A 23,860-nucleotide genomic window follows, 5' to 3' on the forward strand; every position below is an offset into this window, starting at 1 on the left:
TCACCCCATCTACTATTTATTATATATTGCTTTTTGTCGCATTGTTTCTAATTGTCCTGCAATTGAACCATCAATAATTTCGTGCTTAATTTTAATCCGAACTCCGCCTAATAAAGATGGATCAATTTTGTTAACTAACTCAATATGATAGCCAAATTTTTTACTTAATTTTGTTTCAATTGTTGTAATTTGTTTTCTTGTTAATGGTTGGGTTGAATAAATACTTCCATATTGAACATCATAACTAATATTTATTAATTTTCTTAAATTTTTAAAAATTCTTCTAACATAACAAAAAGCTTCACGATCAATTAATAAAAAAAGGGCATTTAAAATTAACGGATCAATAAATTTTTGAAATGGTTTTGCTAAAATGTTCTTTCGTTCTTCTTTTGCAATGTCAGCATTCATCATTAATTTAATATAATCTGGTTCTTGTTTAAATAAATCTACGATTATATTACTAACTTCTAAAAAATGATCAATTTTTTTTGTTTCAAGCGCCAAGTCCATTAAAGCAGCTGCATAATTATCAATAAATTTTTCACTAACTAACATAACTTACTACTCTAATTCTTTGATAAACTCTTCTATCAATTTTTCATTTTTTTCTTTATTAATTTCTTTGCTTAATAATTTCTCAGCTGCATTAAAAGCAACATTAATAATTGATTTTCGAATATCATCATAATATTGCTCTTTTTCTTTTTGAATTTCTTTATGGGCTTGTTCATTTAACTGCATAACTTCAGCTTTTGCTGTTTCTAAAACTTGATGACGTTTTGCCTCTGCTTCAGTTCGAGCCGCAACAATAATACTATTTGCTTCTACCTTCGCTGTTGTTAACAATTTCGATGCTTCTTTTTGATCAATTGTTGTTTTTGCTTGTTTTTCAGCAGCATCTTGAATTAATTCTCGAATTTTATTGCGACGAGCCCGCATTACTTTTCGAAATGGATTATAAACTCATTTTGATAATAAAATTAATAAAATAATTGTCGCAATAACATGCGCAATAAAAACCCATAGATTAGGAAATAATTGATTAATAATTTCTGCTGGTTCAATTGGTTTTGACATTAATCACATTGTCATAGACATCTTAAGCCTTCTTTCTTTCCAACTTTTTACTTTTCATTAACCAGTAACAAATGCTAAAATAATCGCAATAACTAATGCATAAATTGACCCTGATTCAGTAATCGCAGCAGCAATAATATATTGTGTTCTAACTTTACTTTCAACTTCTGGGTTTCGAGCAATTGCTTCAACAGCTTTTCCACCAGTATACCCTTGTCCAATTCCTGAACCACAACAACCAATGGCAGCTAATCCTGCACCCAATAATGACATTCCCTTTGTAAAACCATCATTAATTCCGGCCATAAATCATATTGTCATCATATTCGATAGCAAATCTATTGTCATAAAATTTATCATATTATAATTTTCCCCTTCCTTAACAAATATATAATTTTATTTTAATCCTTTTTTAGCCATTTAAATTAACATTTTTAATTTTTTGTTCTTTTTTTTAACTTAATTTTCTTTTCGTTTTTATCTTTGGTTTCTGTTTTCATTTCCATTGCTCAATAGGCAATTGTTAAAATTGCAAAAATATATGCTTGAATTAAACCATCGAAAACATCAAAATAAATACTTAAAAAAGGTAAAAATACACCAGCTAATAAATCAACAGGCCCAATATAAGGAATCTGTCCTCAAATAAAGCTCATTAAGGCTGTGAACAAGGTAATAATAACTGTTCCTCCCAAAATGTTTCCAAATAAACGAAATGAAATTGAAATCAAAGGAACAAATTGGGTTAATAATTCTAATGGATTGACAAAAAACTTTTTAAAATATACTAGTTTTTGATATTTAATCCCAAAATAATATATTCCAAAAAAGGTAACCAATCCCGTTGATAATGGGACAGTATAAGCTGTTGCAAGTGATTCAAAACCAACAACACTCATTAAATTTCCAATCCCAATATACAATAATAAGTATATAACATAAACTGTTAAAAATTTATATTTTGGTCCCATCAAATCAACAACTTGTTTTTCAACTCACTTAATTGTAATTTCAGCAAAAAGTACTAAACCAGTTGGAATATCGGTTGGACCAAGTTTTTTTATGCTTTTATAATAACCTATTGATAAAAGCATAATAATAAAGGTAGTAATAACTATCGTTACTAATTGCGGTAATAAAATTGTATAACTTCATGCATCCATTCCGCTTTTATTTGGATCAGGTATTAAATCAATTGCAAGAAATTGACCAAAGTTACTATTCATTATTGCCATTTTTCTTTTCCTTTCTGCGTTGATGAATGGGAAATTTAACATTTGCAAATAATGATGAAAATGGACATAAACTAATTCCAACAATTATTGTGTAGATACTAAAAAAACTAGTATTCTCAGCATAAATAACTATAGGTATAGCATAAATAACTAAGCGAACTAGGTACAATAAGATAAAAAAGTACTTATTTAAACTTATACTTAACAATCATCCAGAAAAACAAATGATTAAGAAACCTATAAGAGAAAACAAATACCCCAAAACTAATCCTGTGTATAAAGTTCAATCTCGTTTTAATGTCAAATATATCATCGTTAATACTATTAGTATTCCCAAAAACATTATTAAACTTATTATTGACAGTTTATATTCTACACCTTTAAAATGGTTTTTTCAATTTAATTTATTTTTTTTATTTAGTTCCAAAAATACGGTCTCCAGCATCACCTAGACCAGGAATAATATAACCATGCTCATCTAAACGTTGGTCTAATGCAGCAACATAAATATCAACATCTGGATGATGATCTTCAATACATTTTTTTCCTTCAGGTGCAGCTACCAAACATACTAATTTAATATTAGTTGCTCCTCATTCTTTAACTTTTTGAATTGCCACATTAGCACTGCCCCCTGTCGCTAACATTGGATCTAAAACTAAAACATTTGCTTTATTAATATTTTCTGGTTTTTTGGCAAAATATTCATGTGGTTCTAAGGTTTTTTCATCTCGGTATAATCCAATATGTCCAATTTTAGCGTTTGGGACTAAATTAATAATTCCATCGACCATACCCAAACCTGCTCTTAAAATTGGAAATAAAACAATATCATTTGCAATTTTATATCCCTTTGTTTTTGCTACTGGTGTTTCAATTTCAAATTCATTTAATTCAATATTTCGAAATATTTCATACGCCATTAATTGCGCAATTTCATCTAAATTTTCTTTAAAGACCTTTGAATTACTATCCTTTTTACGCATTCTTGTTAATTTATCCAAAATTAACGGGTGTTTTATTACAGTAAATGACATTAATTACTTTTCCTCCTTAATTTATTAGATTTTAACATAATTATAAAGATAATACCAAGATTTAATTTGTAATTACTTACATTTTTAAAAATAATTAAATAAAAAGAAATAAATTGAACTTTCAAACTTATTTCTTTTTTTTTAATCTTTCATTATTTTCTTATCACTTGTAATGTTTAACCTGATTTTATCCTTAGATTAATGTAATTAGAAGAAGAAGGTGATTTTTCTGTAATTTCAAAACTATAAAATAATTTTAAGTACAAAAATGCAGTGTTGATATGCATTTAAAGAACTCCCTTCATATAAAAATAACCTGAATATCATTCCTTATTAATAGTTGTTCTAAAATCATTTTTATTATCTAACATTACCCAATCAAATTCATTCTTAAGTACTTTTAAATCACTTGTAGGAATAAATAGTGCAAAATAATTTGGATTATCAATCTTATTATCATTAACTGTTATTTCAAAGTCAGGCAAACAAACGACAGAAAATGTTTTTAACTCTGTAAATTGTAAATGCCAACCTATAAAAAGTTAACTATTAATTTAATTAACTTTTTTAAGTTAATTATAGGAGGTTAAAATTATGCAAACAAAGCAATATTTTATTTTGCGGTCGCTAGTGAAAAAGTATGATAAAGATAATGTTATTAATATTGTTAATAAGATTGCAAAAAAAATATTAAAATTAAAAAGTAAAGAATAAATTATTCCGCGTAATTTATTAGCGGATAATTTATTAAATAGTGTTTTTTAATGGAGCAAAGCAATAACGAGCGGAGCGATTTTACAAATTTCAATTTTTTAATTTATGAAAGGGATGTATTATGCCAACTTGATTAACTACAATTAGACCTTGTTTGGGAAATTTTACATCAAGACAATATTTTAAAAAAATTTTTTCAAATTAAATTAATATTTGTGTATGATTAATAAAATCTATTTTTTTGTTATATTTAATTTTAAAATATTAAAAATGTAGAATAAAGGATGAAGTAGGACAAAAAACCGACCCTTATTGGGTTGGTTTTTTTATTTAAAAACAACCATAAAAAGGAGATGAAAAAAATATGTCTAAAAATACTTTTATTAAATGTAGTAAATGTGGAACACCAAAGCAGTTTCATACAGTTAACCATCGTGAAAAAACAGAATGATTTGAAGATGTTTATTACACTGAATATTAAAATTTTTTTTTTAAAACCTTAAATTTTATAAAACAACTTTAAAAATTAAATAATTGGCTCTACAAGTGTTTAATTTATAATTACATATTTTTTAGGGAAGGTTCCCCAACAAGGCATTTCCGCCGGAATGAAACCATTAGAGCTGTTAACTTGTTTTTTGCGATTTTGTAAATTAATGACTTTGATTAAGATAGACGCGTAGTGGTGCATTCATAACTATTAATTGCAAGAAGAAAAATAAAATCGTGTGCGTAGAGGATAAATAACTTTTAAAAACTGGGCAAGGATTTCTTAATTAATCTACTAGTGGGGACTTATAAGTATTTATATTTTTTCATAATTTAATTCCTCCTAATTTTTTCTAGTATTTAATGCTCAATGTTCGTGTATAATTTCATCTTGTCCAAGTGTGTATTTAATCAATCTATTTTGAATTTCTTCTTCATTTTCTTTATTACATGTAAAGCAATAACCCCAATATCTTTTTTTTAAACAAAGTTTCTTTTTCATATTCATTTTTAAATTCTCCTTTTTACAATTAACTACAAAGTACTACAATGTTCTACATTTTGTAGTTACTTGTAGTATTAAGTACCTCCTCATCAAGTATCAAAAGATAAATTTGGATTTAATACCCAGTTCTTTTATACATATATTGAAGCAGAGCTTACTGCTAAAAATATATTTTATAGTGAAAAAACTATTATTAATTTAGAAAAAATTGAATGGCAAGGAGAATAAATAATATGAAAGAAATTAGAAAATTAAAATTATCAGAATTTCAAAAAGAAATTATTAATAAATTAGATGATGCTAGTATCAACTGCTTTAACTGCTTTTAAAACTTTTGCATTTAACAATTACTTTAAGTGGTACAAATTGATTAACTGAAGAAAGAACAAGAATGCAAATTACAGTTCCTGCTGCAACTAGAAAATAAAAAGGATTTATTTCCTTTTTATTTTATTTTTTGTTGTGTTTATTGGGTTTTTAGTTATATTAAATCCTTTTTTAATTTCATTATAAAAATTAATTGTTTTTGATTTTAATATTATTTTAGTATGTAATTTTTGATAACCTAATTTTAAATTAGTAGCATATTATCGTTGTTGAATTAATAAATTTTTATTATCAATAAATTGCTTGTTTTTATTTAACTTAGCATCTTTTGTTTGATAAAAATTATTACTATAACGATTTATTTCTTTATTTAATTCTAATAAGTTTTTATTAATACGGCTTGATCTTAATTTAACATCACCGCCACCTTTATTTTGTTGTGTATATATTTGTCAATTAACATATTATCTTAATTCACTGCGTAATAATACATGTAATCACATATTTCAAAATACTGATCCTGCTCCATTTCCATTTTTACCTATTGCTGATTTCATTGCTTATCAAACTTGAATATGTACTTTTGGATAATTATATGGTCTATATCATCTTTTTTGTTTATCATTATCTGATTGAATTAAAATAGTTAAATTACCTATTAATTTTTGTTTATTAGTTATTTGAAAAAATCTTTTTTTACATCAACTACTAGATAATATAGTTCAATTATTTTCTGTTGGTGTTTTAGATTAGCATTCATATCATGCGCCAACATGTTAATAACATATGAAAAGTTTCACCCAATGGTTTTTTAACTTTAATTACCAGAATTAACTTTAAAATTCGTGATGCTTCACTATACCGTGAAACATACACTTATTGATTAAATTTGCTATGATTATCATCATATTCTTTTCGTAAAACAATTATACGCTCTTAATATATAATTTTCATTTTTTAAATTCTTAAATTACTTCTGTTTCATATTCAAATATTGCTGTTTTAGCAGTTTCATCAATAAAATTAGCTAATTTTTTTAAAATCTTTTTACCGTCTATTAACTAAATCTAATTGAACAAATCCATAACGATTTTTATACGCATTCATTCATGATCAATTATCAATATAAGTTCAAGAATGATAGCCAAAACAATTAGAACCTTATTTAATTGCTTGATGAACTCAAACTAAATGTTTTTTAGTAAAATCAATGCGATATTGATCATTAATAATACCATATTCTAAAAAACGCTCTTCATTCTCAACTCCCATTCCGTTTTATGAAATATAAACTGGAATGTTATTATAATTTTTTTTTAAATTCATTAATGTGATATAAATTTCCTTAGGAAAATTTTTCATCCTCAGTATGGATTAATACGACGCCATGGAATTTCATAAGATTGGTAAAAATAATGTGGTGTAATTGCTCCATTAGTAAAATCTGGAATAAAATCAACGCCTTTTACTCGAGCTGGTTAATAAAAATTAACTCCTAAAAAATCAATTTTTAAGTTCTCATCTTGAATTAATTCTTAATCTCCATCAGCAATTTGTCACATAAAGTTATATTTTTAGCAACTTCTTTTAATTCTTGTGGATAAACATTTTTAACCATTTAATCTAAAAAACAATTAATTGTAAACAAATCATGTAATTTTGCTGCTTATAAATCAGCTTTATTTTTACTACGAGGAATTGATGGTGAAATGATTAAAATGCACCCAATTTCTCCTTTTAATTTTAATTGTAGGAATACTTTAAATGCTTTTAAATGAGCAATTAAAGTATTCCATTGGGCTTGCATACCATGTTGCATATTAACTTTATTTGGAAAAGATTAATCATATCAATAACTACCTTAAATTACAACAATTGGTTCATTAAAAGTGGTAAATATTTAAACTCGATCACCAAATAATTCAAAACAAGTTTTTGCATAAAAAACAAAAGCATCAACGACTTCTCGTGAAAGCCAACCACCTTTTTGTTGTGCTCAATATGAGCATATCAAAATCAAATAAATTAATAATTGGTTTAATATTATTTTTTAACATTTCATTAATTACATTATTGTAAAATTCAATTCCTTTTGGATTAACTGTTTTTCCATCATGAATTAATCTAGTTCATTGAATTAATGTTCGTAATGAATTAAAATTTAACTCCCTTACAATTTTAATATCTTCTTGATAACGATGGTAAAAATCATTCAAACAAGGTTGTTAATTAAAAAAACGGTATTTTTCTAACTTAAATCAATGATCTCAATTTGATGCAGATTTTCCATCTTCCAAAGATGCCCCTTCTGTTTGCGGTCCAGAAAAAGTACTACCTCATAAAAAATTTTTTTTAAAATTATACTGTCTCATTAGAAATCTTCTCTTTAAAACACTTTTATTATATCTATTGTTTAGAGAATAAACAATAAAACATTATTTAAGTAATTTAGATTTTAATACTAAATATTGTTTCCATAATGTTTCTACACGACTATGTTCAAAAATAAAAAGTTTATTTTTAATTAAATGCTTTAAATTATAAATTTCTGTTCAAATTGCATTAACAATATCACGACTATATTTTCAAGCAATGCGATTTCGATTAAACTCTTTTAAATCTAAAATTTTATAACTACCATTGGCAAAAACTTTAATGTCTAAATCATAATCAATATACTTAATTGTTTTTTGATCCATAATAAAGGGTGATGCAATATTACAATAATAATTTATCCCGGTATCTTTAAGCATACAAATAATATTACTTCAATTTTTCCGATTAAAAATCCAGATTGCTGGTTCATTTGTTTTTCATTTTCTCCCATTCAATTCTGTAACAGTAACATTTTCATTTACTAAAACAATATATTCTTCTTCTAGTAATAAAAGAACTGCTGATTTTCAACTACGGTAAACTGAACCATTATGTTTATAAGCATGTACTAAGACAGTATCTCCAACTTGTAACGAGTCCATAATGTTACCTCCCATAATTTACTTTTTTAAAATTACAGCAAAAAAACAACTAAAAATAATACAATAAAAAATTGTGTAAAATTATTAAATTTAAATTGCCATAATATTTAATTTTATTTTGATATTAATTACTTTAAAATAAAATTCTATTTTAAATACGTCAACATTTTCATTATATCAGTTGTATTTATTAAGTAAATAGACAGACTTTAACTAATTAAAAATTTTTTTTATTGGAAATAAATTATTTTGGAAATTATAAATTTATATATTGCTTTTTACAAGATCTTATAGTTAAGTAAAAATCTCCCCTATTTGTTTGATAATTTTAATAGGGGAGATATTATGTTGGATTTGATATTTTTTCTTTTTAAAAATAAAAAACTACTTTTGTAGTTAAAAATGGGGCGGCTGATGGGACTTGAACCCACGAATGCCGGAGCCACAATCCGGAGCGTTAACCTCTTCGCCACAACCGCCATATCTTATTATATAAATAACTTTATTTATTATAACTTAAAACAAAAAAAAGTAAATAGAATTATTTCTACATCTTAAAAACATATTTTTTATAAAATTAAAATAAATAAGATATTATTTAAAAAAGGATTATTATGTTAATAAATCTTATTATTAATTTTATATTATATAATATATTAGGTACAACTATGTAGTACCCAGGGGAGTAAAAATAGAAAAAGAATAACAAAATGTATATAATTAAGAAAAATAAAATTTTAATTAAAAAATTAATAATTCGTAATGTTAAATTTCTTTGTTTTGCTAGTTACGTTCAAACTGAAACAGATGTTATTAACTTCTTAAAAAAAGTATAAAGATAAAAAAGCAAAACATAATGTATATGCATATGTCATTGGGAATCGTCGTGAAAATATTTACAAAACCAATAATGGTGAAATACGACATATTTCAGGAAAAACTATCTTAAAAAATATTCTTGAAAAAAATATAAAAAATATTATAACAAATATTATTGTTCTAGTTCTTCGGTATTTTAATTTAATTTACATTTTACCCAAAGATTGAATTAAAAATGGATATACAGCCATTACGCGTATTATTTTAAATTCTTCTCAGTTAGAAAAAATTAATAAACAAATTAAAATTGGAATTTTATTACGCCCATTAAATGAAGTATTTTTACGAGAACTTTTAGACAAAAATAAAATTAATATTATATCTAGGTTAATTTATCATGGTGACTTAATTTTTACTATAATTATTGATCGTAACGACAGTGAACTAATTGAACTAGATAATTTAATTATTAAAGGAAAAAATTATAGTTATAAAATTTTAAAAAATTAAAAAATCTTATTAATTTTTAATTAATAAGATTTTTTTATGACAACGTAATTAATTCTGGTGATTCTAAAATTTCTTTTAATCGTGTCAAGAAAATACCTGCTTCTGCAGCATCAATAATTCGTTGATCAATTGTTAAAGCAAGATTCATTATTGAACGAATTACTAGTTTATCCCCTTTTATAACAATTGGTTTACGAACAATACGCCCAACACCAATTACTGCTGAATTAGGATAAAAAATTGTTGGTGTTGCATTAACTGCTCCAACCATTCCATAGTTGGCAATAGTAATAGTACTTCCTTTTAATTCATAATCATATAATTCACCTTGACGTAAACGTTCAATTGTTTCTTGAATGTTAATTGCAATTTGTTTTAAACTCATTCGCTCAGCAAATTTAATAACTGGAATAACTAATCCCTCACTAGTTTCTGTTGCTAACCCAATGTGTTGTGAATTTTTAATTACAATTTGATTTGTTTTTGAATCATAATATGAATTTAATTTTGGATATTCACTTAAAGATAACGAAACTGCTTTTACTAAAAAACTCATTGTCGAAAATTTAATACCATGCTCAGCATTTGCATTTTTTAATTTTTGTTGTTGATTAATAATTGCTGACATATCAATTTCAGTATTAATTGTTAATGGTGGTACATGTGCTTGAGACATAATCATTGATTGAATCGCAGGATATCTTGTTGATTTAATTTCTTCTCTTGTTTCTAATCCCTGTGGTTCAACTTGATTATTAGTATTAATAATATTTAAATTGTTATTTAATGGTTGTACCAAGTTTCCATAACTATTAGGAATTGTAGTTTCTGTGGAATTAAATTTTTTAACTTGTAAATTATGTGTTTCACAATTATGTTCAGTTTTTAATTCAGGCCCTTGTTTATTATTAAATTTAAATTCTTTTAACATATCTTTTAAAACAGGAACTGACTCATTCATTGTTTTTAACATTTGTTGCATTAACATATATTGCATCATTTTTTCAATGTTTGTTCCATCTGTATTATTATTATTATTATTATTATTTACTTTACGTAAACTTTGAATTTCTCGTAATAATTCATTTTGACGATTATTTTGTTCTTGATTAGATAAGCGTTCTTTTAAAATTGCCAATTCAATCATTACATTATTGTCAATTGTACCTTTTAAACTACAGTTACTTTCATCACTGTTTTCAAATTGAGTTAATTGCTTAGATGATTGTTGTTTTTCATATGATAAAGATGGTTTAACTATATCATCATTTGTTTTTTTCTGCTGCGAATTATTATAATAGTATTCATTATCTAATATTTTATATTGTGATTCAACTTCCTCAAAAGAAGGACGCTGATAATTACTAATTCCTCCTAAAACAGAATCAACTTCAACATTTCCTTTTGCAATTTGTTCCATTCTTTTCTTAATTAACTCTCGTTGATTTCTTGTTTTTAAAATTTTTTCTCGTTGCTGATTATCATTTAATTTTTTATATAAACGATCACGATAAGATTTTAATGGAGAAAAATGTCCTTGTTTTTTTTCTTTCGCTTCATTTGAATCATTTGGATCAATTGTGTAAACATCAGCAGAAATATAAGCTTCATCAGATATTTTTTTGTCATTTGTTTTAAAAGTATTAACATTGTCATTATAACTAGAAGCAGAACTACTATGCCCAGTTTGTACTTCTGATGATACATTTCTTTTAATTAAATCATTCATTCTTCCTTGGACAATATTACGTAAAATTTTAGGACGTCCATCTTCATCTAAAAAATCCATTGAATTTTTTGAATTATCAATTTCTAATGATAAATCATGAAAATCATTATTATTATGTAATTGCTCACGACGTTGATTTACAAGATTACGAAAACTAGTATTTTCATTTTGACCACCAAAAAATGCTGCTGCATTAATTGGTACTTCATCTTGATGCTTTGTTGTATTAACTAAATATTTTGCATATTCTTTTGCTTGATTTTCTTCTGTTATTTTTTTTTGTCCAATTGTAATAGCATTCGTTATAATATTTTGGTTGGGAATAGAAGACGTTTGATTCAAACTATTTGTTTGTGATTCAAAGTTACCATCTTTAAACATATTACTATTCAAATCAGGAATATTAACCATTGTTGTCTTAGCCTCACTTTTTATTTCTTTATTCATTGGGTTTTTAATTGTATCAATTGAAGGAATTTTTTCTCGATTATTAATAATATCATTATCATTAATTTTTAAATTTTTAAATGATAATCTTCGTGTTTTCTTAGGACCAAAAGATAATGCTGTTTCATCCCATCGTTTCTGTTCTTCTTGTGTTATTTTAGTGGGTTGTTCAAAAAGTTGTTTTTGTGATGATGAATTGTTTTGTTGCTGAAAATTAATAGATTGATTTTGTTCAATATTTGTTGAAAAATAAGAACTATTATTAATAGTATTCTCTTTAGAAAAGGGAGTTCCACCATTTTTGTTAAAATTTTGTGATAATATCGAAGTATCAAATGGCTGTTGTTCATTAATTAATATAGTTCTTGAATTAATTATGTTTTCATTATTGTAAACTTGTTGCTGATTAAATAAAGGTGGCGTAAAAGTTGGATGTAAAGTATTTTCGTTCCCAATACTAATTCCTGAATAATCATCTTCTTCAACATCATTTCATTTTGTTCCAAATTGACCATTTTTTGTTGTCGAAAATTTTACCCCTTTTTTATTTAAACGAGTAAATTCGTTATCTTCAAGACGTTTAAAATAATACTTTTCAATTTCATCTTCAGTTGTTAGCAAATTAGCAATAACAGCATTGGGTTTAATTTTAGCGCCTTCTTTAATTGACTTAACAATAATTCCATCCATTGGGGCTGTAATAATAGATTCACCATTTTCAGTTTCAATTAAAGCAATTTTATCACCTAATTTAACTTCTTCATTCTGATATAAGAATTTTTTTAAAATTCCTTTTTTTTCTAACGTTAATACTCTAATTTTTTTCATTGTTTATGTTTACCCCGTTCAAAAAAACTTAATATGTTTTATTAAATTTAGTTTAGCCATTTTCATACCCATTTTATTACAAAGTAATTATATCATACATTCACTGTTTTTTAGTATTAAAATAAAAAATAATATTATACACAAAAAATAAAAAAATGCAAAATTTTTACATTTCTTTCGCATTTCTTTTTATAATTTTTACTTTATTATCAAATTCTGTGATATGCTTAGTTTCTGTTAAATTTTTTACCCATTTTTTTCGTTTTAAAATAATCAATGCTCAAATTGCTTTTAAACTGTCAACTGATTGCATAATTAATACAATATAAATAATATCTAAATTTGAAGTAAAAATTAAAATTGCTAATAATGGTACTGGCACTAATCATGTGAATAAAGCATCTAAAACAAAGGCATTCATCACAGCACCACCTGTTCTAATAATGGCATAACTTGTTGCAGCAATCATTAAACAAGGATATCATAATCCATAAGCAAAAAGCATTCAATGTGCAATTTTAAGTGTTTCTGTCGTATTATTTAAAAACAATGAATCTGGTAAAAATCATCCTCCGGCAACTAAAATTAATCCCGCAATAATTCCAACTAGAAAAGACAAAATAACTAAATGTTTACCATTATATTCTGCCTCTTCTAAATTATTAGCCCCTAACCGGCTGCCAACTAAAACTGAAGTTCCCGCAGCAAATCCATGATACAGCGGCGTATATAAAGCAGCAATAATTGTTGAAAAAATCGCATTTGCTGTTAAAGCATCTAAACTATAATATGCTCGTAATTTAACTTGTATTACCATTCCGACTGATCAAAAAATTTCATTTAAAACAATTGGTCAAGATTTTTGAAACGCTCGTTTTATAACATAACCATCAAAGTATCATAAATTTCTAGGAATAAATTTATACCGTTTATATGAAAATAAAACTATTATAAAAAAAAGTTGCAAAATACGTGAAACTAACGTAGCAATCGCGGCTCCTTGTACACCAATTCCATTAAAATTTGCAATAAAATTTGGTTCAATTAAAAATGGATTCATAAAACAATTTGTACTTAAAGCAATAACTGAAATTCATACTGCCAAACCTGTTCGGCCAGTTTCACGTAAAGTCGTAATAAAAGCAATGTTAATTGCTAACAATGGATATGATAAAGCAACTATTTTAAAATACTCTGCTCCTTCTAATGTTGAAATTGACGCTGCTCTATATTCAAAATATTTAAACCACTGAATTGCTAAATCTTTATCCTCAGGTTTTAATTGTGCAACTATCTCAGGGCGAGGAACATATTTTGGTGTTGTAATAAAACTAATCATTTCATAACCACAAACCTGAGATAAAATTAATACAATAAGGCAAATGATTAAACAAACATAAATTTTTAATAATGTTACTTGTTGTAATTCTTTATATTTTTCAGCACCATAATATTGTGAATTAAAAACTCCAAAGCCATAACAAACTCCGCTTAGAATTGCAAACATAATAAAATAAAGTTGGTTAGAGGCAGTAACTCCATTAATTGCTAATTGTCCTGCTGTATAATGATATCCAACATAATTTCCTAAACCCCAACTATCTCAAGCTGCTTTTACATGATAAACATTATCTGCTCCAAAAATATATTTAATCTCATTAAATAGTTCTTGATAACCATGGACATTTTTTTGAATTGAACTTGCAAAAAAATTATCAACTAAGTCTGTTGATTCCATAATAATTTCTTGTAATGTTGCTAATAAAATTAATACTAATGCAGTCGCATATCATTTTTTTGAGGCAAAAAATTTCAGATGTTTTTTGTATTGTACTTTTATTATTGTATCCCCCTTTATATAATGAGACTAAAATATCCTGGAAATATTATAATATAAAAAGATAAAAATTATAATTTTTATTTTAAGTTATCTTTATCTTGATTTTTATTCTTATTTACTGTTTTTTGCTTTTTATGTTTTTTTCTTGACTTACCAGTTTTTTGCCATAAACTTTATAATTTTTTATTAAACTGTTGAATTGCAACTTGATCAGTTCTTCGTTTGAAAAAAAGAACTAATCCAATTATAAGCATTAAAATTATTATTGAAATTAAATAAAGCAGCTCATCATGGAAGAACATCGAATAATGATTTTACTAACAAATGCATTGTCTTATCCTCCTTTTATATTAATATTTTCTATTATACACAAAAAATAAAAAGATTAATAATCCTTATCACTTCAAAATGAAAATTTACAATTAAAAAAGAAATTTTAGAAATGGAACTAAAATTAAAAGAAACAAATAAACAAAGATAAAATATATCAAATATCAACTTATCAAAATTTAATTTAGAAAAGGAGATATATTTTGTTTATGTATGAAAAAGAAAATAAAGTTATTGTAAAAATAACAAATATCAATATAAAACAGATATAATAAAAAATTTAACAGATGCTTTTTTAAGCAAAGCAGATATTAATTTAGAAATTAAATTTAAAACAGAATTTAGTACTTATCAACAACTACAATATTATTAAAAATATAACAACAAAATTATTGAAAAAAAATATTGAATAATATTTGTCAACAATACCAATATAATTTAAAACAACTTATTTTATTGTTTTATAATTTTGTTGCTAATATTTGAAATAAAACAAATATCAATGAAATTTTAAAGAAAATAGAAATAAAAAATGCGATTGATGGTGATAATAATGTCTTAGGACAAACAAATAATCACCAAACTATTTTGCTAAACAAAAAGGTTTTATCTTGTGCATTTGAAAAAAATAAATAGTGAATTACACAAGGGACAATTTACAACCAATAATTTTCTGAATATTTTAATCCATGAATTAGGACATAACTTTTATTTTTATGATTGAGAAGAATTTAAAATTAATCATATTTTTTATTTAAAGCAATTTTTAGGACAGAAAATTAATAACTTAAATAAGTTTGTAAAACTAGACAAAGAAAAAGTGTTAAGGATATTTGCTAACAGTAATATCGATTGAGTGATGATGACGAGTTATTGGCAGAGGGATTTGCATATTGGTTATTAACAAAACAAAGTATGCAAACAAAAATATGATCATTTTGAAACTAATACTTTACAAGTTATTTACCACAAATAAAAAATAAAAAAGAAAGGAAGTGTAAATGATGTTAAATGCAATAATTGGTATGATGAAAACAATTTCCATAATCCGCTTGTTTGGTTGTTTATAGAAGTTTCTTGGTATTAAATTGCAAAAAATGAAAAAACAAATTCAGTTAACGAAATACAAAAAAACTTCTCAAATAATATTATATTTTAGTATATAAGTTGTTTTGTGTTATTTTTGTTAATAATTGGATTGTGAATTGGATTAATATATCTAACTTTGAAATAAAATAAAAAAACATTCATATTTTTAATATTTGTTTTTGGAATTAGGAATTATTTAACTGGGATATATTTTTTCTTAACAAATTTAATATATTTAATTAAAAATTACAATACGAGTAAATGATTAATTTGATTTGTTATTATGCTAATTAATTTTATATTTTAGTAATACAGAAAGGATTTAAAAAATGAGTTGAAAAAGTTGAACTTATAACAATATTTATATTATTTATAATAACTATTATTGAGTTAAATTTATTAGTTATATTATTGGTGCAAATGTCCCTGAGTTTTTATATGTTATATCGTTTGTGTTATTTATTGTTTTGTTTTTTGGAATGTTTTTTAAACTTATTCAAAAAATGTGGATTTTTTAAATATGCAAAATGATTGAATTAAATTAAAAGAGTTTTTTATTCATATATTTTTGTTTATAGATAAAACAAATATTGAAAGTATTACAATGTGAAATTTAACACAAAAATAAGTCGGATGTTGGATTAGGAATTCGGTTTTTTAAAATAATTATTCCGCTTTAATTTGCCAATAAGTATGATATTTAATGATTAAAATTTGTGCGTGATTTAAAAAATGATGAAATTGTTAATAAAAAAGAATATTATTGGTCGGAAATTACAAAATTAAGTGTTAAAGAACAATTGGAGTTATTTGATATTGATATTTTGAAAAATAATTTAAAACCTAAAAAAAGAAAGGAAATAGTAAAGATGATTAATTTATTAGTTGAAAATAATAATAGTAATTTAGTGAATCATAAATCTAAAATACTTTTTTATGATATTTTATTTAGTAAAAGGCAAGTATTGTATTAACAATTTTAATTTTAATGAAAATGATTAACAAAATTGGTATTAGCAAATTTAGTTGTATTTTAACCGATAGAGGAAAAGAATTTTATAGATGAAAAACAATAAAAAAACATTTTAAAATAAGAATATATTTTTGTGATGCTGGTAAACCTCATCAGAAAGTATTAGTAGAAAAAATAAATAGAGATATAAGGCGATGATTAGGTCAAAATGAGTCATTAAATAATATTAGTAGTAGATTAAAATCTATTTTAGATGTATTAAATACTACAATTATACCTTGTTTGGGAAATTTTACATCAAGACAACATTTTAAAAAAATTTTTTCAAATTAAATTAATGTTTGTATATTATTAATAAAATCTATTTTTTTGTTATGTTTAATTTTATAATTTTTTAATTAATAAATATTTTTTTCACTTAATTTTACATAATTCAATATAAAAAGTAATTTAACAAGAGAACTAAATAAAAAATTTAGTTATTATTCTAATATTGATATTAACATTGATAATTATCAAAGTGGCAAGTATTAAATATTAGAATTTAAAACACCACTAAATTTTGATAGTGATTATAAGCTCTTTTCCTTCTTTTAGAGCGGCATTAATAACCCCTTCTGGAACTTTAATTGCTTTTGCAACTGGACAGTTATAAACTCTTTTCCACTAAATCTTTCCATATCAAGTCTAATATCCGTTGCAGCAATTATTACTTCGGCTTCTTTAATTTCTCCCTCTGTAAAATCATTGCGAACACCTTCAACTCGATGTGTTTAAACTTTAATGTCGTATACCATTTTAGGAACAGTTTGGTTTAATTTATCCGCAGCTAAAAGTATGCACTACTCTCCTGTTGCACAAGCTGTCTGTCATTGCTAAAAACAACGGCTTTTGACCAGTTGGAGTCGTTTTAGTTGGAACCTCTTCTTTTCCAATCCCAGTTAATAATGCTGCTGAAATTTTTGCTTTCTCTGTTTCAACTTTCATTGCTTTTTTTTAAAATCTTCATCCATTAATTTTCGTACTACTTCACTTAAAATTCCTAAATTAATTTTTCGTGATTTAGATTCAGGAATAATTAAAGCAATGGCAACTTTAGTTTGTTTTCTATCCATTGCATTTCAATCAACATCATTTTTAAAACGAATAAATAAAACCGTTGCATTTGTAACAGCACTAATTCGTGCATAAGGAATGGTAGTCGGAAAAAAGTTGAGGTTTTATAAAAATTATAAATAAAGTAATTAAATACAAATTAAATTAATCGCTTATTAGAGCGTTTTTTTTAATTGCATTATTCATCAGATAGTATCTTTAAAATTAAAAATTAACCCATTTTCTCCATTAATTAGTTAATTTTTATAATTTCCTTTCTGTGATTTATTATATTTTTTTGGTTTAACAGCTAATAATATCATTTTTAATAAAGGTACTATCTGATGAATAATGCAATACTAAAACTTAATATTTTGATGCTTAAAGATGAATAACTCATCTATGACACGAAGCCTTAAAGAAAGTGTGAAAGCGATTGGATTTACCCATATTTATTTTTTTAATTCTCGGCGGGGTTAGTCGCCCGCGAAATGTCAGAGCGTGTGTTTTTGCTTGTTTCATAAAAAGAGTGCTGTTAAACCGAAAAAAACAATATCGGACACTAAAAAACAAGAGGGAGGAGCTCCAAAAGGTTATTTTCTTTATATAAAGTTGTGTAGGGATTGATGAAACGTAATTAATAACTGGGTAAATTGTTTGTTTATTTCCGTGAGGGGGTAAACTCTATCAAAATAAATAAAAAATATTGTGTTTTTTACAGAAAGGAAGATATTTAATGAAAACATTACAAGATATGATTACGGACTTAACAAGAGTTACTGTTGAAAAACAAAAAATAAATGAATATTTAGAAAGTGAAATATTAGATTTAAAAGATGCTAATTTAAAAGATGATAATTTATATGATGCTAATTTATATGATGCTAATTTACGCTTTGCTGATTTAGAAGGTGCTGATTTAAAAGGTGCTTATTTACGAAGTGCTGATTTAAAAGGTGCCGATTTAGAAGGTGCTGATTTAAAAGGTGCTGATTTAGAAGGTGCTAATTTAAAAGATGCTTATTTATGTGGTATTAAAATCACAAAAAAACAATTAGAACAATTAATTATTGATGAGGATGAATAATATGCGTTTTGTAATTTGTTATAAAAATAGCGATATTTGAAGACCTGTAAAAGATGATAACAATGATTTTATAATTGAAAAAATATTAAGAAATAGTAAAACAGAATTAGAATTAGCAAAGTTAAAATGTAATTTAAAAATAATTGATAAATGATATTATTTTGTTGAAAAATATAAAACAAAACAAATAGAACCAATTTTAGATAAAAATGATTAAATATATTATTGCAATTGACCCTGCTGGAATTGGACAAACTGGTATTATTATTTATAATTTTTTGAAAAAGAAAATAATTAATAATATTACTTTTAATTCTAATTCTGAAGAAGAAGCAATAAATAATATGTATTTAATATTAAATGATTTTAAAAATAAAATTTGTTATTATTTAAGCAAAGTTATTGTAATAATTGAAGATTACCAACTTCATAAAGGTTTAAAAATAAAAAACCCCCTATCTACTCCTAAATTTATTGGTGGTTTAAAAGTTTTATGTAAATATTTATTTAATTTAAATTATGTTTTACAATCACCAGTTGTTAAGAAAAATTATATTTATAAAGGAAATATTAAAATGACAGAGCATAAATTAGATGCTTGGAAACATTTACAATATTTTTTATTAAAAGGAGTTAATAAAAATGGCGCAAACAAAAAGTAATTTATCTAAAAAATCAATAACTAATAAACCTAAAATAAAAAATAAAAAAGTTAATAAATTAGAATTAACTGTTAGATTACATGAAAATCCGATTAAAACTAAAATTAAGGCACTGGTTGCGGGGGGTGTTGAAGTTGATGCTTGCTCTGCTAAATGTCAATGAGAGGGATTAAATTATTCAACATTATCAATATATAATCCATTGATTTTAAATGAGTTTTTGAAATTAAAAAAAGATGATGAAATAAAAATTAAAGGCTCAGTTTTTAATCAGTTAAATATAAAAACTAAACGCTATTTTTTATCTTTTAGGGTAGATAGTTTTGAAATTATACAAAAAGCTATTAGAAAAAGAACAAATACAAATATTAAAAAATAGGAGGAAAAATCAATGGCATTAAAAAATGTAAAATATGTTCTTATCAATGAAGATAATGAACCAATTAAAAATGAAGATGGCAGCTTAGATATTAAAACTGCTGAAATTATTTTAGAAAATACTGATGAAGTTGAAGAATTTAATGCAAGTAATTTAGAAAATAGTAATCAACAATTAACCGAATTACAAACAAAAAATAATGAATTAACTTCACAAATTGAACAACAAACAATTCAATTAAAACAAATTGAAATAATTGATTTTATTAATTCTTTAACTGATAATGAATAATTTAAGAATGTTTTATTAAAATCTTATGACATTACTGATGATATTGAAGTTATCAAAACACAATTGCAAAGTGTTTATGATGAATTAATTAAGGTACAAACAGTTAATACTGGTGGAGTACCAAAAACAAAAGAAAAACAAAACAATATTTTAGATACAGACAATGTATTTAATAAATAGAAAGAAGGAATAAAATTATGGCACAAAATCCACAAAGAATTTTTGGTGATATTGTAAACCAAGCAACAGTTAATGATAAAGAAACATTTGAACAATGATACTTAAAAACTTATCAACAAAAATTAAGCTGAGAAGCATTATTTGCTTGACTAGATGCAAATAAATTTAGTTTACAATATAAAATAAAGAAAAATATTAAATATAAACAAGGTTTAGGAAAAGATGGGCAAGTATTCAATACAGATGATAATTTGTTAAAATATTCAGCAGTAGAATTTGAGGATGGAGCTGTTGTATTAGATACAATTTTACTTTTTGCTCGTAAATTAGACCCCATAGAAAGTTATTTTAACCCTAATCTTTGAGCTGCTGATATTGAACAAGCAATTGATACTGAAGTTGCTTATAAACGTAATAAAATTTTAGAAATTATTAATAAAGGAGAAGTTACAACTATTAAAGGAAAAAAAGCAGATGATACAAATGCTTTACAAATCCATGATGAAATTATGGATAAAATATATGAAAATGGTTTTACTCCATCAGAAACAGTTGTCTTGGGTTCAGCAGATTTTATCCGTGGAATTCGTAATAAATTACAGTTACAACTTGGAGCAAATGACCAAATTAACAGTGTAATTTCAACAAGTGGAGCAATGAAAACCGTTGAAGGAACAACATACTATATGGTTCCTAAAAAATTACCAATTATTAATGAAGATGGTTCAGAAGGAACAATTAGCCTATTACCAAATGGTGTTAATGCAATCGCCTTTAAATTTAGCAAAAAATATGACCCATTAATTTTGCGTAAAAAAGACCATACCCCATTAAGAATTGGTCCTGCTGGTTTAGGTACTGGTATGGGTAATACTTTAATTATGGAAAAAATTTTAGAATTAGGTGGAGCAGTAGTTGAACCCAAAGCAATTATTAAACATAATTATTTACAACCCTTATCAACAGTTATTACACAACCTAATTTAGGTCAAATAACAATGGCAGGCAATACACCAACAACAGCAGAATTAGAAACTGCTATTAAAACAAAAAATACTAATTATCAAACTGGTGATGCAACATTCACTAATATTACATCTACTGGCACATTAGCAACTGGAAATCCAAATAAGTATAGTGGAACAGTTTCTTTAATTTATTCAAAGTAAGTAGCGCCATAGATATTCACGATAAAATTACAAGTGTAGATAGTTTAACAAATGATGAAATTATTAAAGGAATTACTGTACCACAAAAAGTAACAAGTGAAGATTTAAGACCATTATTAAATGCAAAAGTTTTAAAAGCTGTTAAAGCAGTTGATGCAAGTTTAACAACTAATGATTTTGATTGATGGCCTTTATATTATCAAGGTTCACCAGATACTTATGATATTACTGCAACAGATATTGAAATTGATATTTATATTGCTGGTAAAAATAAAGCAACTGGTGTTTCACAAGTTCAATATTATAAAGTACAAAAAGTAAATAAAATTAGTATTAAAAGATTTAGTAAAGATAATATTGGTTCTTTAACAACACCTTGATATAGTGATGTTCCTACTTTAACTAAAAAATCAGTTGTAATTGATGAAATAAATACAGGAATTATTAAAGCAATTCAAAAAATTAATGCTGGTTTAAGAACATCAGATTATAATGTTAATATTTTAGATTATTCACATCAAATCTTTGATGATAGAGACCAGGGTGATTTTAGTAAAGATGCTGAAGTGCCATATAATTTAAGTGGTACAAATTGATTAACCGAAGAAACAACTGGAAAGCAAATTACAGTTCCTGCTGCTACTAAGAAATAATCAAAATAAAATATGCCAATTGGAACAAGTAAAACTGCTCTGATTTATGCAGTTAAAACACCAACTAGATTGTCAATTCAACAACAACAAAAAAGTTTTGGTTTACAATTATTAGAATTTTTAGGAATACAAGTTTTAGCCCTTGGTTTATCAGTTTTGACGGGTGGGATTGCTTCGACTGTTGGTCTTGGTGCTGGATTATCTAATTTTGCTGCCACACTTATCTCGTTTGGAGTAGAAACAGCAACCGATTTTGCTGTAAATCAAATATACGATAGTTTAACTTCAGAAGTTACAGCAAAAAGTACTACGCTAAATTTATTACCAGCAATTGGTGGTGTTGGTAAATTAACGCGTGCTGCTAGAATAACAAAAGTTTTAAAATTAGCAAAAGAAACTAAACTACTTGAAAAATTAGGAATAGTAACTGCTAAAAATTTAGAAGATGTTGTTAAACAAGTAACAGGTAAAAAGATTTTATTTAATAAATTAATATTTGATTTTACTAAACAAGCAAATAATGAGACTTTATTATACACAATTGGTAAATTAGCACGTAATGATTTTTCTAAGGGTTTTAAAATTTCTAATTTAGAAAAAATTAACAATCTATTAAAAATTTAAAAAAACTTACAAAAAATAAGTCCAAAGTTGGTACAAAAAGCACCACGATTAAATAAAAAATATAAAGGATATGTTGATAAATGGTTGTTTGAATATGGTTTAAATTTTGAACAAATAACAAAAATTAGTACCGATGAATGATATAAAATTATGACTGATTTGCATAAAAAAGGCATTGCTAAAAAATTATTATTAAATGTTAATTTAATGCGAGCAAATAGAATATATAAAAATAAATTAGTTAATTTTATCCACAAAACTCCAATCAAAAATATAAAAATAATACTGTATCATATAGTTTGGATAAATTTCATTTAGTAAAAAGATTTAAAGACTTATTTTCATATAGAAATAAAAACAAAATTAATAGATTAAAATATAAATTAGCAAAAATATATTTTTTTACTGGAAATTATGTAGTCTTATTAGATTTTTTAATTTGTCATTTACCCTATGTTATTGACAACAAAAAGAAATTTTTATTAGAAACTATTGAATTAATTAAAAATAATAAAGATGGCATTGAAAATCAAGCATTAGAATATAATATTGGTTGTCATATGGAGGGTGATGTTTCACATTATATTAAGTCCGTTAAAGGACGAGGGGCAAAAATATATTGTAAAGAAATATTTAATAATATGTTAATTTCTTCAATGTTAAGACTTAATAGCAAAATTAATGAAGTTAAAATTGAAAAAAATACTAAAATTAAAGAAAAAATTAAATTTAATATTTTTTATTTAAATCAAAGACAAAACCAATTTTTATCTTTATAAAAAACTTTTTA

29 protein-coding genes and 1 tRNA gene are annotated in these 23,860 nt (G+C 24.7%); 14 read left to right on the plus strand and 16 right to left on the minus strand.

Annotation, left to right across the window (positions count from 1 at the left end; all coding sequences use genetic code 4):
• Positions 1-12 precede the first annotated feature (12 nt).
• From SKUN_RS07280 to SKUN_RS07325, 13 genes are all read right to left on the minus strand, one after another.
• Positions 13-558 (minus strand): F0F1 ATP synthase subunit delta, encoded by a 546-nt coding sequence (locus SKUN_RS07280; RefSeq protein ID WP_053391463.1) that lies wholly within the window; start codon positions 556-558, stop codon positions 13-15.
• A 6-nt stretch (positions 559-564) separates the two neighbouring features.
• Positions 565-1,101: a F0F1 ATP synthase subunit B gene (atpF, locus tag SKUN_RS07285; protein ID WP_200902996.1), complete on the minus strand. Its 537-nt coding sequence runs from the start codon at positions 1,099-1,101 to the stop codon at positions 565-567.
• Positions 1,102-1,137: 36 nt separating this feature from the next.
• A complete protein-coding gene (gene atpE, locus SKUN_RS07290; protein WP_004028354.1) occupies positions 1,138-1,440 on the minus strand; it encodes an ATP synthase F0 subunit C in 303 nt (100 codons plus the stop codon).
• Positions 1,441-1,514: 74 nt separating this feature from the next.
• Positions 1,515-2,315 (minus strand): F0F1 ATP synthase subunit A, encoded by an 801-nt coding sequence (locus SKUN_RS07295; RefSeq protein WP_235511043.1) that lies wholly within the window; start codon positions 2,313-2,315, stop codon positions 1,515-1,517.
• Positions 2,299-2,760 (minus strand): MG406 family protein, encoded by a 462-nt coding sequence (locus tag SKUN_RS11860; RefSeq protein ID WP_408640752.1) that lies wholly within the window; start codon positions 2,758-2,760, stop codon positions 2,299-2,301. The genes SKUN_RS07295 and SKUN_RS11860 overlap by 17 nt, the downstream gene beginning before the upstream one ends.
• Positions 2,729-3,352, minus strand: a complete 624-nt coding sequence (gene upp / locus SKUN_RS07305; protein ID WP_053391466.1) for a uracil phosphoribosyltransferase — start codon at positions 3,350-3,352, stop codon at positions 2,729-2,731. Before upp ends, SKUN_RS11860 begins: the two co-directional genes overlap by 32 nt.
• A 287-nt stretch (positions 3,353-3,639) precedes the next feature.
• Positions 3,640-3,837: a hypothetical protein gene (locus tag SKUN_RS07310; protein ID WP_053391467.1), complete on the minus strand. Its 198-nt coding sequence runs from the start codon at positions 3,835-3,837 to the stop codon at positions 3,640-3,642.
• Between the two features lie 1,061 nt (positions 3,838-4,898).
• A complete protein-coding gene (locus tag SKUN_RS09575) occupies positions 4,899-5,063 on the minus strand; it encodes a hypothetical protein (protein WP_158500831.1) in 165 nt (54 codons plus the stop codon).
• Positions 5,064-7,053: 1,990 nt separating this feature from the next.
• On the minus strand, positions 7,054-7,206 hold the full coding sequence (locus SKUN_RS11030; RefSeq protein ID WP_235511046.1) for a hypothetical protein: 153 nt from the start codon (positions 7,204-7,206) through the stop codon (positions 7,054-7,056).
• Positions 7,207-7,270: 64 nt separating this feature from the next.
• The gene (locus SKUN_RS11930; RefSeq protein ID WP_456299943.1) at positions 7,271-7,603 is read right to left on the minus strand and encodes a family 1 glycosylhydrolase; all 333 of its coding nucleotides are present in this window, start codon (positions 7,601-7,603) and stop codon (positions 7,271-7,273) included.
• A 9-nt stretch (positions 7,604-7,612) separates the two neighbouring features.
• Positions 7,613-7,759 (minus strand): family 1 glycosylhydrolase, encoded by a 147-nt coding sequence (locus SKUN_RS11040; protein WP_235511055.1) that lies wholly within the window; start codon positions 7,757-7,759, stop codon positions 7,613-7,615.
• 63 nt (positions 7,760-7,822) lie between these two features.
• A complete protein-coding gene (locus SKUN_RS07320; RefSeq protein WP_053391468.1) occupies positions 7,823-8,365 on the minus strand; it encodes a DUF402 domain-containing protein in 543 nt (180 codons plus the stop codon).
• 403 nt (positions 8,366-8,768) lie between these two features.
• Positions 8,769-8,844 (minus strand) — tRNA-His (locus SKUN_RS07325).
• 394 nt (positions 8,845-9,238) lie between these two features.
• Here SKUN_RS07325 and SKUN_RS07330 point away from each other — a divergent pair.
• A complete protein-coding gene (locus SKUN_RS07330; RefSeq protein WP_327196294.1) occupies positions 9,239-9,694 on the plus strand; it encodes a YigZ family protein in 456 nt (151 codons plus the stop codon).
• 34 nt (positions 9,695-9,728) lie between these two features.
• Here SKUN_RS07330 and SKUN_RS07335 read toward each other — a convergent pair whose 3' ends face one another.
• Positions 9,729-12,698, minus strand: coding sequence for a 2-oxo acid dehydrogenase subunit E2 (locus SKUN_RS07335; RefSeq protein ID WP_053391469.1), 2,970 nt, complete (start codon positions 12,696-12,698; stop codon positions 9,729-9,731).
• Between the two features lie 166 nt (positions 12,699-12,864).
• Positions 12,865-14,436, minus strand: a complete 1,572-nt coding sequence (locus SKUN_RS07340) for an MATE family efflux transporter (protein ID WP_235511069.1) — start codon at positions 14,434-14,436, stop codon at positions 12,865-12,867.
• Between the two features lie 837 nt (positions 14,437-15,273).
• Between SKUN_RS07340 and SKUN_RS07345 the strand changes: the two genes are divergently transcribed.
• From SKUN_RS07345 to SKUN_RS07365, 4 genes are all read left to right on the plus strand, one after another.
• Complete coding sequence (locus SKUN_RS07345) at positions 15,274-15,504, plus strand: hypothetical protein (protein ID WP_053391471.1); 231 nt, start codon at positions 15,274-15,276, stop codon at positions 15,502-15,504.
• Between the two features lie 973 nt (positions 15,505-16,477).
• Entirely contained in the window at positions 16,478-16,585 is a 108-nt protein-coding gene (locus SKUN_RS08615) for a DUF2649 family protein (RefSeq protein ID WP_083436133.1), read from the plus strand.
• 88 nt (positions 16,586-16,673) lie between these two features.
• Positions 16,674-16,931: a hypothetical protein gene (locus SKUN_RS11045; protein WP_053391474.1), complete on the plus strand. Its 258-nt coding sequence runs from the start codon at positions 16,674-16,676 to the stop codon at positions 16,929-16,931.
• Between the two features lie 14 nt (positions 16,932-16,945).
• A complete protein-coding gene (locus SKUN_RS07365; RefSeq protein ID WP_053391475.1) occupies positions 16,946-17,263 on the plus strand; it encodes a DDE-type integrase/transposase/recombinase in 318 nt (105 codons plus the stop codon).
• Positions 17,264-17,871: 608 nt separating this feature from the next.
• On the opposite strand, the gene SKUN_RS11050 is transcribed toward SKUN_RS07365, so the two are convergent.
• On the minus strand, positions 17,872-18,126 hold the full coding sequence (locus tag SKUN_RS11050; RefSeq protein WP_327196295.1) for a PTS sugar transporter subunit IIA: 255 nt from the start codon (positions 18,124-18,126) through the stop codon (positions 17,872-17,874).
• A gap of 635 nt (positions 18,127-18,761) precedes the next feature.
• Between SKUN_RS11050 and SKUN_RS07370 the strand changes: the two genes are divergently transcribed.
• The 9 genes from SKUN_RS07370 (at position 18,762) to SKUN_RS07410 (ending at position 23,849) form a co-directional block, all read left to right on the plus strand.
• Entirely contained in the window at positions 18,762-19,112 is a 351-nt protein-coding gene (locus SKUN_RS07370) for a pentapeptide repeat-containing protein (protein WP_053391476.1), read from the plus strand.
• Position 19,113: 1 nt separating this feature from the next.
• The gene (locus tag SKUN_RS07375; RefSeq protein ID WP_053391477.1) at positions 19,114-19,329 is read left to right on the plus strand and encodes a hypothetical protein; all 216 of its coding nucleotides are present in this window, start codon (positions 19,114-19,116) and stop codon (positions 19,327-19,329) included.
• Positions 19,322-19,774 (plus strand): hypothetical protein, encoded by a 453-nt coding sequence (locus SKUN_RS07380; protein WP_053391478.1) that lies wholly within the window; start codon positions 19,322-19,324, stop codon positions 19,772-19,774. The genes SKUN_RS07375 and SKUN_RS07380 overlap by 8 nt, the downstream gene beginning before the upstream one ends.
• A complete protein-coding gene (locus SKUN_RS07385; protein WP_053391479.1) occupies positions 19,755-20,153 on the plus strand; it encodes a hypothetical protein in 399 nt (132 codons plus the stop codon). Before SKUN_RS07380 ends, SKUN_RS07385 begins: the two co-directional genes overlap by 20 nt.
• A 12-nt stretch (positions 20,154-20,165) precedes the next feature.
• Complete coding sequence (locus SKUN_RS07390; protein ID WP_053391002.1) at positions 20,166-20,444, plus strand: hypothetical protein; 279 nt, start codon at positions 20,166-20,168, stop codon at positions 20,442-20,444.
• Positions 20,445-20,641: 197 nt separating this feature from the next.
• Positions 20,642-21,793, plus strand: a complete 1,152-nt coding sequence (locus tag SKUN_RS07395) for a hypothetical protein (protein WP_053391480.1) — start codon at positions 20,642-20,644, stop codon at positions 21,791-21,793.
• Between the two features lie 665 nt (positions 21,794-22,458).
• On the plus strand, positions 22,459-23,070 hold the full coding sequence (locus SKUN_RS07400; protein WP_053391481.1) for a hypothetical protein: 612 nt from the start codon (positions 22,459-22,461) through the stop codon (positions 23,068-23,070).
• Positions 23,071-23,097: 27 nt separating this feature from the next.
• A complete protein-coding gene (locus SKUN_RS07405; protein WP_053391482.1) occupies positions 23,098-23,388 on the plus strand; it encodes a hypothetical protein in 291 nt (96 codons plus the stop codon).
• The gene (locus tag SKUN_RS07410) at positions 23,370-23,849 is read left to right on the plus strand and encodes a hypothetical protein (RefSeq protein ID WP_053391483.1); all 480 of its coding nucleotides are present in this window, start codon (positions 23,370-23,372) and stop codon (positions 23,847-23,849) included. Before SKUN_RS07405 ends, SKUN_RS07410 begins: the two co-directional genes overlap by 19 nt.
• Positions 23,850-23,860 lie beyond the last annotated feature (11 nt).

It is taken from the genome of Spiroplasma kunkelii CR2-3x (assembly GCF_001274875.1).
In the GTDB taxonomy this organism is placed as follows: Bacteria; Bacillota_I; Bacilli_A; order Mycoplasmatales; family Mycoplasmataceae; genus Spiroplasma; species Spiroplasma kunkelii.